Below are 10,359 nucleotides of genomic sequence, written 5' to 3'. Positions count from 1 at the left end.
CCATTTCAAACTGAATCCAATCGCTGGAATTAGCGTACATTCCTGCAACGATGAGCACTACCTCAACCGGCCGAATCTGCCGTCGTAACGCTTCCTTAAGACTCTCCTCGGCAGGATCGTGTTTCGGCACGCTGTAGTTTGCGTAGAGGAAACTCGGGGCTTCGTCAAGGTACTTGATGAGGCGATAGTAGTCCTCGTTGTAACTCCACGCATGACTGATGAAGATTCGGTATCTGTGAAGCTCCGGCATGGTATCTCCTCCTTGTATGGCTAACGCCCGAGCTGAGCGGGTTCTGTATAATGAAGGGAGGATGATGAAATCATCTGACCGGAATTATGCGGAACTCCGCTCCAGCGGCTTGATGGCGGCCCGCGAATCAGGGCGCGGCCATCAGATAGGACCTGAGCTGCCCGTCACTTTATGGTAAGTGCTTTTGTGATGGGCCGCCAGCGAGAAGCTGGAGAGCGGAAGCTCAGCTCGGGCGATGGCGTCGCGCCCAGCGCGACGCCATTTCTTAATTGGAAAGGCTCTAGGTTTTCGTATAGCACAGGAAATCGGGATTGTCAACCGGCGGATGATTTGGTAAAATACTCGCTTCACTTCTAGGATAGATCGGAGATTCGCATATTATGAAGAACGAGGCCAAGTTGGGAGAGTCGTTGAAGCGATTTGATAGGTTTCTCGCGAGGCAGAGTTTGGTTCCTCAGAAGCGGAGGCCCTACTATGTGGGATGGGTCTCGAGGTTTCTCCAATTCCTGGGCGACGGGGATGATCCGGTTTCCCTCCGGGAAGAGATCGGCCCTTTTTTGAAGGAGATGGGAAAGAGCCACGAGGAGTGGCAGGTCCAGCAGGCAAGGGATGCGACAAGGCTGTTTCTGTACTATCTTTCGCGGGAGGGCCGGGATCGTGACGGTTCGGGTGCGGACTCCGATGCCAGGTGGGAGGAGGTGGGATCGAGGCTCGTCCGGGTACTTCGATTGAAGCAGCGTTCTATAAAGACAGAGAAATCCTACCTCCACTGGTTTTGGACCTTCAGGAGGTGGTGCGGCGATCGTCTTCCCGAGTCCCTGAAGGCAGACGACGTGCGGGATTTCATGAGCTATCTGGCTGTTGAGAGGAGGATTTCCTCCTCCACGCAGAGCCAGGCTTTCAACGCCCTCGTGTTTCTCTTCCGCCACGTACTGGATCAGGAGCTGGGAGAGATCCGCGACGCGGTTCGAGCCCTGCCCCGGCGAAGGCTTCCGGTTGTGCTCACCCGCCAGGAGGTGCTTCGGCTCTTTGACCACCTGGGCGGGGTGAACCTCCTGATGGCCAAGCTGATCTATGGATCGGGCCTGCGCGTGGCCGAGTGCATGGGGCTCCGGGTGAAGGACATCGATTTTGAGAGGAGTGCGGTGACGATCCGCAGAGGCAAGCAGAACAAGGACCGCCAGACCATACTCCCTGAGGCCGTAAAGGACGAGCTCCAGTCCCATCTGGAGGGTGTATACCGGCTCTATCAGAAGGACCGGGCCGATGGGATCGACGGAGTATGGCTTCCAGATGCCCTGGAGCGGAAGTATCCCAATGCCGGAAAGCAGTGGGAGTGGTACTGGGTGTTTCCCTCAAGCTCGCTTTCCGTGGACCCGCGAAGCAGGAGAATCAGGAGGCATCACCTCCACCCAAGCACACTGCAGAAACAGATCCGGCAGGCCGCCCTCAAGGCGGGAATCACGAAGGGTGTGTCCGTGCATACCCTCCGGCACAGCTTCGCAACGCACCTGCTCGAAAGGGGGACCGACATCCGCACGATCCAGGAACTCCTGGGCCACAGCAGCCTGCAGACCACCATGATCTATACCCATGTTGCTGGAAAGAACCTCCTGGGCGTCCAAAGCCCCCTCGACGTGTGGACGTGATACTTCCACGGGGCTGGAGGCGCGATTCCCAAGAATCCATCGAGTAGATTCTGCACCGAGAGACGACCCGGCCCCAAGCCTTGGCCGGCCTTGGCCAGGTTAGACCAGGTTCACCCGCCCTACGGCACGCCAGCGGAACAGCACTCTGGCGCGGCGGATCGTCATGAATCTTGTTTGCCGAGACTGCGGTGGATTTCGTCGACTTTGGTGGCGATCCCCTGAAGGGTCTTGCCCAGCGTGATCGCCACTCCGAGGGTGACACCCATCATGCCGAGCAGGACTCCGAGTATACCCATTATTGCCCCTGTCATGAGGTTTTCCTCCTGATGCGCAGACGTTGTTTGAGAGGACGAGGCCTTTTGGCAAGGCCGTGATTCCTCCTATTTCTTGAGGACTTCCACGACCTGCAGGCTGGTGAAGAGCCATTTGTCCCCGATTTTCGCAAGCATGCATTGGAGCTCCCGGGTTTCGTCGAGACCTTCTCCCCCTGTGGACCTTCCCGTGAGGTTTGCCGTCACAAAAGCCGTGGCCCTTTCCCTGTCCGTGAACTCGATCGAAAGGTCGTAGAAGCGGAGCGAGAGTCTCGAGAACTGCTGGCGGGCCCGGGCGGCATAGCTCGATATCTCCTGGAGGGTGTAGGTCCCTGAGAGCGAATCGATGGGAGCCTTGACCTCGCACTTTTCGGCAAACAGGGCCCGTGCGCCCCGGATCTTCCTGGCCGTTGTTAGAGGCTTTTCGCCGGGGTCCTTTGAGACCCACCCGGCGAGGAGGGCGAACTGTTTTCTCACTCTTTTCTCCTCGCTCTGGGAGAAGTGGAAGCCCGCCCATATCCCGGCGATTACAAGCATTATCACGATTGCGACAAGTTTGACCTTCACCAGAGGGGTCCTCCGATTATCCGCTTGATTGAGGCCTGCCCGAAGACGTGGTTCTCGATGGGCATGCTCCTGTTGTCCCCGACGAGATAGACACAGCCCTTTTCGACTCGCCGCGGGGGGAGATTCCAGCGGCAGGGATAGCGGACATAGGGTTCCTCGATCCTTGCGCCGTCGACAAAGAGCCTTCCGTCGCGGAACTCGACGGTTTCACCGGCAAGTGCCACCACCCGTTTGAGGAGCATCACCTTGTTGCCTGCAAGACGGACCATCACAACGTCAAACCTCTCGGGCCTCGACAGGAGGTAGCGCAGCCTCCAGCAGAAGTTGACACCTCCACTGTGATAGGTCGGCTCCATGCTGCCCCCCTTGATGCGGACCGGGATCAGGAGGTGGCCGAAAAGAAGATAGGCCGACAGCGCCACCAGCGAGACCCTTATGAGAAACCCGGGTGTCGGCGAGGGGAAAAGGAACCGGCAGAGACTTTTCCTTGCAACCATCCTGGCTCAGCCACCCTGATGGAGTATTTTCAGCTTGGCGTCGATGAGCTCCGTGTGGGTGAGATGGAGGAGATTTGCGAGCTTGTGGACGAGATAGTCCTCGTGGCTGTCGAGCTTCCCGTCGGTGTAGATGATCTTCCAGACCATCTCGATGATCCTGATCTTCTCCTCACGCGAATAGTTCTCGTTGATCAGGTTGGTAAACTGCCAGATGTCTATGCTGTCTCGGAGTCTCTCGCTCGTGGCCTCAAGCAGTTCGGCAGCATACTCGTCGGGCATCTGGAAATCCCTTTTCAGGATGGACATGATCCGTTCCCTCTCGTCAGGGCTGAACTCCCCGTCTATCTGAGCCATCTCGAGAAGGAGGGCACAGGTCGCAATACGGATGTCGCGGTCGCTTGCCTTCCCCTTTTCAGGGGATCGGCTCTTGGTGTCTTTTCCAAAGAATCTCCCTATCAGATCCATTACCTTGAATCGCCTTTCCGGTTGTAAAGTTTCTTGATCGACCTACAACGACACTTTGGTTGTAAATTCGTTCCTTCGCTTTGCTCAAGGGCCTGCCCTGAACTTAGTGAAGGGACGAGTCCGAGAGATTCCGCCTAACCGGGAGAGCGGAGAATGCGATTTGCGTGCCAAAGCCCATCCGAGTGAAGGATCCGGATCGAAACCAGCGAGCAGGACCGCGATTATTTCCGGGCGGCACCCGTGTCGACCTGGAATCTCGGCTCCTCGATCCGTTCTCCGCGGCACCTGGGGCAGCGGCCCGGCCGGGTGAGACGTTTTCGCTTGTCGAAGACGTATCCGCACCCGAGGCAGCGATAGGGCATGGTGACGAGGCTCTTGTCCTGGGCCGAGAGGGACCGGGCTATGTGAACGAGGTGGTCGTAGACCTCTCTCTCGCGGATTCCGAGAACCCTCGAGAGATCTCTGGCGGTCAGGGCCTTTTCCGAGAGCACCCCTATGATCTGCTGGCGTATGGTCTGATCCGTCCTTCTCGGTGTCATGACGATTTGCGGTCGTCTCCCTTCAAGACTAACCCCGCCTCGGCCTCCTTTTCAAGCTGTCGGCGGGTCCAGAGCATCCTGTGGTATTCTCCCCTGATCCATGCTTCGAGAGTCTCAATCGCCGTCGAGGAGGCCTCCCAGGCCGCCGAGGATAGACCCCTCCCCTTTCCGGTTGCCCCCGGCCGAGGGCGCATGGGCAAGGATCCTGTCGGCCATCCGGGAAAAAGGGAGGCTCTGGAGGAGGACCGTCCCGGTCCCCCTGAGGGTCGCCAGGAAGAGTCCCTCTCCGCCGAAGAACATCGACTTGAGGCCGCCTGCACGCTCTATGTCGTAATCGATGCCGGATGTGAAGGCAACCAGGCAGCCCGTATCAACTCGGATGCAACCATTGCGCAGCTTCTTGATGATCACGGTTCCTCCGGCATGGACAAAGGCCATGCCGTCTCCGCGGAGGCGCTGGAGTATGAAGCCTTCACCCCCAAAGAAGCCGGTCCCGAGCCTTTTCGTGAAGGCGATGCCTATCTCGGTGCCGAGGGCCGCGCAGAGAAAGGCGTCCTTCTGGCAGAGGATCTCTCCTCTGACCTTGGCCATGTCGATGGGGAATATCTTGCCGGGGTAAGGTGCGGCAAAGGCGACACGCTTCTTGCCGCCCCGCGTGTTTGTGAAGTGGGTGACAAAGATCGATTCGCCGGTGAGCACCCGTTTGCCAGCATTGAGAAGGATGTCGAAGAGTCCCGCCTCGGGCTTCGACCCGTCGCCCATTTTCGCCTCAAAGGTGATGCCGTCGTCCATGTAGTTCATGGCCCCTGCCTCGGCGATCACGGTTTCGCCTGGATCGAGCTCTATTTCGACGATCTGCATGTCATCGCCGATGATCTCATAGTCTATCTGGTGGCACTGCATGGTATCTCTCCTCTCGTTGTTCCCGGCCCAGTTTTTCCCGGTTGAGACGGTGAGGCTTATGGGCTGGAATGCTCGGCCTCCCCTTCGCGGCCGGGCATGAGATGCTCGGGCATCTGGACGGCCACTACCTCCCCGCGGGCACGGATCTCCCCCTTTGCAGAGAGCGTGACCGAGACCACAACCTTGCGGCCCTTGATCTCCTTGACGCGTGCCCGAAGGTGGAGGGGCACGCCGAGCGGGGTCGGACGGAGATAGTCTACGTGGAGCGAGGCAGTGAGGAAGCGGAGCGGAGGCATCGTATCCATGGCACGCCCCTCGGCCCGGTAGGCCGCGGCCGCAGCCGTACCCGTGGCGTGGCAGTCGATGAGGGAAGCGATGAGCCCGCCGTAAACGTAGCCGGGGATGGCCGTGTGATAGGGTTTGGGATGGAACGTAGAGACCGTTTCGTCACCATCCCAGTAGCTCTTGATATGCAAGCCGCGCCTGTTCAGCCGCCCGCAACCGTAACAGTGGCTCAGGTCGTCCGGGTAGTAGTCTTGGAAAGCCTTTTTGGTCATAGACGCTCCTTTCGTTCATCTAGCAGGGATTGTGCCAGAGCGGTCCCGCCTCCTCTGTCAGCCGGGGCATGGAGGGAGCAAAGAGCGTGTTTTTGTCCGGGATCGAGACATAGTCTTTCAGATTCTCCTGGTTCTGTCAATTGCAGCCGGGCGATCTCTTGTGCCCCTGCCCCGAATTGAACATCCCGGTGAAATGTCGTATTCAATGGGTAGGTAGGGGCTGCTTTCAAGGAAAAGCCTGCCCGACGAGCCTGGCCCTCGGGTGCGTGGGAACATTCCTCGATCCATCTTGTCTGAATCGATGAGAGAAGAAAGAAGAATGGCCGGCAGCTCAAAAGAGGAAGACAGAGAGATGGTCAGTGCCTTTCAGGCGGGAAGCCGGGCCGCCTTTGACCGGTTGGTCCTCAAGCACAAGGACAGGTTGGTCAATCTCTGCTACTGGTTCCTCGGAGACTATGACGAGGCAAGCGATGCGGCCCAGGAGACCTTCATAAAGGTTTACCGGTCCTTGAAGGGGTTCAGGTTCGAATCGGCCTTTTCCACATGGCTCTATCGTATTGCGGTCAATACGTGCAGGAACAGGGTCAAATCGGCAGAGTACAGGCGTAGAGGGGAGACGGTGAGTCTCGACAACCCGGGGGCTCAAGGGAAGGCCGATCCTCCCCTTGAGATTCGGGACGAATCCAGATCCCCGAGGGCTGAGCTCGAAAAGAAGGAGAGACTGAGGCTGATCAAGAAGGCGATAGATTCGCTCCCCGCCGAGCAGAAGGCGGTGGTCACCCTCCGTGATATCGAAGGGCTCTGCTACGATGAGATTGCGACCATAACCGGTTTCAGCCTAGGCACGGTCAAGTCGAGGCTCGCCAGGGCGCGACTCGACCTGAGAAAGAAGCTCAAGGGAGTCGTATAGATGGAATGTGAGAGGGTAAGGGAACTCCTTTCCGAGTATATCGACGGCCTTCTCGACCAGGAGACCAGGGCGCTGGTGGAGGAGCATCTGTCGAGCTGTGAGGGATGCAGGGAAGAACTGGCCTCACTCGAGGCTCTGGTCGAGGAGCTCGGTTCCCTGGAGCCTGTTAGGGCCCCGGGAGATTTTCTCGAGAGGCTCCACGAGCGGATCGAGGCGAGGTTCACCCTGGGCAAGCTGATCCGGGTGCTGTTTGTTCCGGTGAGGATAAAGGTGCCCTTGGAGGCGGCAACGGCCCTGGCAATTGCGATTCTAGTTCTTGGAGGTCTCTATACCTACCGGCCAAAGGAACAGATAGCCTCGGCTCCCCGGGTTTCCACACAGGAGTGGGCTTCGAAAGGCGCGGCAGCCGATAAGCTGGGCCCTGCACCGAAAAGAGAGGCCAGCCGTTACCAGCCCGCTCTCGAAGAGAGACCGGCTGAGCGACCCGGGAGAGAGGCAGAGCCGATCGAACTCGTCTTCCTACTGGGAGAGAAACCTCCGGGAACCGGCCATGCTGCGGGCGGAGCGGTGAGAGTCCCCATGGGAGAGGCGTTCGAATCCAAAGAGAGAGAGGTTGCCCCCTCTTCTCGGCTTGACGGGCTTCTCCTGAAGGTGAAAAGCCTGATCAAAGATGTCCGTGGAAGGGTAGTCTCCGTTGAACACGACCGCAAGACCGGAGAGCCGCGATCGATCCTTGCCGAGATCCCCTCAAAGAGCTACCAGTCGTTCTATCGAGAACTCGAACGCCTGGCCCCGGTCCAGGCGCCTGGACCGGGGCTATCCGAAGGAGGTGAGGGCCCCCTTCAGGTTAGGATCAGGTTCCTCCGCCCGCGGTGAGCAGATCGGCTCTGCCAACCCTTGATCGATTCCACCCGTGGATCTTGTGAGCTTCCCCTTTTGGCCTTTTTCCCTCTTTTCCCCTCGGGATTCAACTCAGACATCGCGCCGGTTTTTTCGAAGGAGTCCGGAATTTCGGGAACTTTTTCCCCTCCCCCTTGTCTAATCGATTCGAAAGCCCGAAACCCGGCCAAAAGGAGGGAAAAAGATGAAATCGAGAGAGAAGGCAAGAGTGTTACTAATTGCGGCCGCCTTTGTCCTTGTGGCAGGCGGTGTTTGCGCGCGGTCAGAGGAAGATTTCGGCAAGACCCTTTCACCGTATTTCCTTGTGAAGAGCGACGACCCCGAGTCGGACCCGCTGCCCCTGAAATCCACGTCTGTGAGGGTGGACATCTCGGGCGTCATTGCCGACGTCGTGGTGACACAGGTCTACAGGAACGAGGGGAAAAGACCGCTCGAGGCGATCTATGTCTTTCCGGCCTCGACACGGGCTGCCGTTTACGGGATGAGGATGACGATCGGGGAGCGGACGATCACGGCGGAGATTCGCGAGCGCAGGGCCGCACGGAGGCTGTACGAGCAGGCGAGGAACGCCGGCAAGAGCGCCTCCCTTTTGGAGCAGAAAAGGCCCAACGTGTTCCAGATGAGGGTGGCGAATATCCTGCCCTCAGACACGGTCAGGGTGGAGCTCAGCTACACGGAGCTGCTGGTTCCGACCGGCGGGGTCTATGAGTTCGTCTACCCCACCGTCGTGGGGCCCCGGTACTCAAACGTCCCGGCAGCAGGAGTGAGTCCCGGGGAGAGATGGATCGAGAACCCATATCTCCACCAGGGAGAGCCTCCTCCGTACACCTTTGACATCACCGTCAACCTCGCGGCGGGCCTCCCCATCCGGGATGTCACCTGTTCCTCACACAAGGTCGATATCGAATACCGGGATCCCGGTCTTGCCACGATCGAGCTCGACGGGTCGGAAAGATACGGCGGCAACCGTGATTTCCTCCTGAAATACCGGCTTGCCGGTAGGAGGATCCAAACGGGCCTGCTCCTTTTCGAGGGAGAGGAGGAAAACTTCTTTCTCCTCATGGTTCAACCCCCCAAAAGGGTGAGCCCGGTCGAGATCCCGCCCCGGGAATACATATTCATCGTCGATGTGTCCGGTTCGATGCACGGCTTTCCCCTTGATATCTCGAAGAAACTCCTCAAGGGCCTGATCGGGAGCCTCCGGCCCGCGGACAGGTTCAACGTACTGCTCTTTGCAGGGGGGTCATCGGTCCTGTCGGAGCGATCCGTGGCCGCCACGCCGGAAAACATCCGCCGTGCCGTCGACTTGATCGAGCGCCAGCGTGGAGGGGGCGGCACCGAGCTCCTCCCGGCGCTGAAAAGGGCCCTTTCACTTCCAGGGACAGAGGGATACTCACGCAATGTGGTGATTGCCACGGATGGTTATGTGACGGTCGAGGAGGAGGCATTCGACCTGATTCGGAAGAGTCTCGGCAGGGCCAACATGTTCGCCTTTGGGATCGGATCCAGCGTCAACAGGCATATAATCGAGGGGATGGCACGGGTGGGAATGGGCGAGCCCTTTGTCGTCACCAGGCCCGAGGAAGCACCGGTAAAGGCGGAGAGATTCAGGAGGCTCATCCGATCCCCTGTGCTGACCAATATCAAGCTCGACTTCGACGGGTTCCGGGTCTACGACGTGGAACCGCCCGGGGTTCCCGACGTGCTGGCCGATCGCCCGGTCATCGTCTTTGGCAAATGGCGTGGCAGCCCCAGGGGGTGTATACGGCTGGAGGGTCTTTCAGGGGGCGGCACCTTTAGAGAGGAGATCGACGTGGCCGAGTCTCTGCCTCTCAAAACCAACTCCGCGCTCCGTTACCTCTGGGCCCGCTACAGGATCGGCCTCCTGGCAGACTACAACAGGCTCCGCCGGGAAGACGAGCGGGTCGAGGAGGTGACCGGTCTGGGGCTCGCCTACAACCTGCTCACAGCCTATACCTCCTTTGTGGCGATCGACTCCCGGGTCCGCCTGGAGGATGGCAAGGCCGTGACGATCAAACAGCCCCTCCCCTTGCCTCGAGGAGTCTCAGACTATGCCGTGGCCGGCGAAGGATTCGGCGCGCGGCAGGCATGCGCTGCCGTCGCCCCTGCGGCTCTGAAGCGAGGGTGGGCCGGAGCCGACAAGAAAGGGATCAAGGAGGACGGTCATGAAGCGAAGCGAGATCGGGTGGTATCTGAGCCCTCCTCCGGACCTGCACGTTCCGGGAGTGTCGCCGTCGAGCTCAAAGAGATCATGGTGACGAGAGGCCTGAGAGAGGAGACCGTCAGGAGGCTGATCCGGGAACAGATGGCCGCAATCAGCAAGTGTTACTGGAAAAGATCCCAATGCAGATCCCAACCCAAGGGGGAGATCGCCCTCACACTCCTTATCGATTCGGGTGGTCGGGTGACCCGCGTTCGGATCGGCAGGAGGGAAATGATAGGAAAGGATCTCAGAAAGTGCCTGGTCGAGAGCTTGAAGGGAATCCGATTCCCAGTGTTGCAAAACCGAGAGACGGGAATGATCAGGCTCGTGTTCCTTGTGAGGTGAGTCTGTTTCGAGGGGGCGCCGGCCGCCGGTTTTTCCCTCTCCTGCCGGCGCCCCGGATCGAGAGGCGAATCTTCCCTTTCGACCAAGGGCTATTCCAGTCCAGACCGCTCCTTCCCCTCCCTATTTCTTTTTGAATGCCTCCACGCCGGTCCAGTCGTCTCCTGGGTCCTGGGCGAGGAACCGGCGGGCCCGTTCCAGGTATATATCTGCCAGGTGGTCACCGCGGCCGGCCTCCCTCAGGG

Annotated in this window: 12 protein-coding genes; 4 read left to right on the top strand and 8 right to left on the bottom strand. The window is 59.1% G+C overall.

From position 1 onward, the window contains the following. The coding region (locus tag JRJ26_19080) for a TIR domain-containing protein (GenBank protein MBW2059599.1) at positions 1-250 on the bottom strand (250 nt) is incomplete at its 3' end. Positions 251-630: 380 nt separating this feature from the next. Between JRJ26_19080 and JRJ26_19075 the strand changes: the two genes are divergently transcribed. After that, positions 631-1,899 (top strand): integron integrase, encoded by a 1,269-nt coding sequence (locus JRJ26_19075; GenBank protein MBW2059598.1) that lies wholly within the window; start codon positions 631-633, stop codon positions 1,897-1,899. Between the two features lie 161 nt (positions 1,900-2,060). Here JRJ26_19075 and JRJ26_19070 read toward each other — a convergent pair whose 3' ends face one another. From JRJ26_19070 to JRJ26_19040, 7 genes are all read right to left on the bottom strand, one after another. Further along, the gene (locus JRJ26_19070) at positions 2,061-2,210 is read right to left on the bottom strand and encodes a hypothetical protein (GenBank protein ID MBW2059597.1); all 150 of its coding nucleotides are present in this window, start codon (positions 2,208-2,210) and stop codon (positions 2,061-2,063) included. Between the two features lie 69 nt (positions 2,211-2,279). Then, positions 2,280-2,777: a hypothetical protein gene (locus JRJ26_19065; protein MBW2059596.1), complete on the bottom strand. Its 498-nt coding sequence runs from the start codon at positions 2,775-2,777 to the stop codon at positions 2,280-2,282. Then, complete coding sequence (lepB, locus tag JRJ26_19060; GenBank protein ID MBW2059595.1) at positions 2,774-3,274, bottom strand: signal peptidase I; 501 nt, start codon at positions 3,272-3,274, stop codon at positions 2,774-2,776. The genes JRJ26_19065 and lepB overlap by 4 nt, the downstream gene beginning before the upstream one ends. Before the next feature lie 6 nt (positions 3,275-3,280). Next, positions 3,281-3,739: a TerB family tellurite resistance protein gene (locus JRJ26_19055; protein MBW2059594.1), complete on the bottom strand. Its 459-nt coding sequence runs from the start codon at positions 3,737-3,739 to the stop codon at positions 3,281-3,283. Positions 3,740-3,960: 221 nt separating this feature from the next. Then, complete coding sequence (locus JRJ26_19050; GenBank protein MBW2059593.1) at positions 3,961-4,278, bottom strand: transcriptional regulator; 318 nt, start codon at positions 4,276-4,278, stop codon at positions 3,961-3,963. 114 nt (positions 4,279-4,392) lie between these two features. Beyond that, entirely contained in the window at positions 4,393-5,181 is a 789-nt protein-coding gene (locus JRJ26_19045; protein ID MBW2059592.1) for a TIGR00266 family protein, read from the bottom strand. A 56-nt stretch (positions 5,182-5,237) separates the two neighbouring features. After that, positions 5,238-5,738, bottom strand: a complete 501-nt coding sequence (locus tag JRJ26_19040) for a PaaI family thioesterase (GenBank protein MBW2059591.1) — start codon at positions 5,736-5,738, stop codon at positions 5,238-5,240. A gap of 319 nt (positions 5,739-6,057) precedes the next feature. Between JRJ26_19040 and JRJ26_19035 the strand changes: the two genes are divergently transcribed. From JRJ26_19035 to JRJ26_19025, 3 genes are all read left to right on the top strand, one after another. Next, on the top strand, positions 6,058-6,648 hold the full coding sequence (locus tag JRJ26_19035; GenBank protein MBW2059590.1) for a sigma-70 family RNA polymerase sigma factor: 591 nt from the start codon (positions 6,058-6,060) through the stop codon (positions 6,646-6,648). Beyond that, positions 6,649-7,524, top strand: coding sequence for a zf-HC2 domain-containing protein (locus JRJ26_19030; GenBank protein MBW2059589.1), 876 nt, complete (start codon positions 6,649-6,651; stop codon positions 7,522-7,524). 208 nt (positions 7,525-7,732) lie between these two features. Further along, entirely contained in the window at positions 7,733-10,117 is a 2,385-nt protein-coding gene (locus tag JRJ26_19025; protein ID MBW2059588.1) for an AgmX/PglI C-terminal domain-containing protein, read from the top strand. The last annotated feature ends 242 nt before the right edge of the window (positions 10,118-10,359 follow it).

The sequence above is a fragment of the Deltaproteobacteria bacterium genome (genome assembly GCA_019308905.1).
In the GTDB taxonomy this organism is placed as follows: Bacteria; Desulfobacterota; BSN033; order WVXP01; family WVXP01; genus JAFDHF01.
The sequence above is the reverse complement of the archived record's forward strand: the minus strand, read 5'-3'. Positions and strand labels throughout refer to the sequence as shown.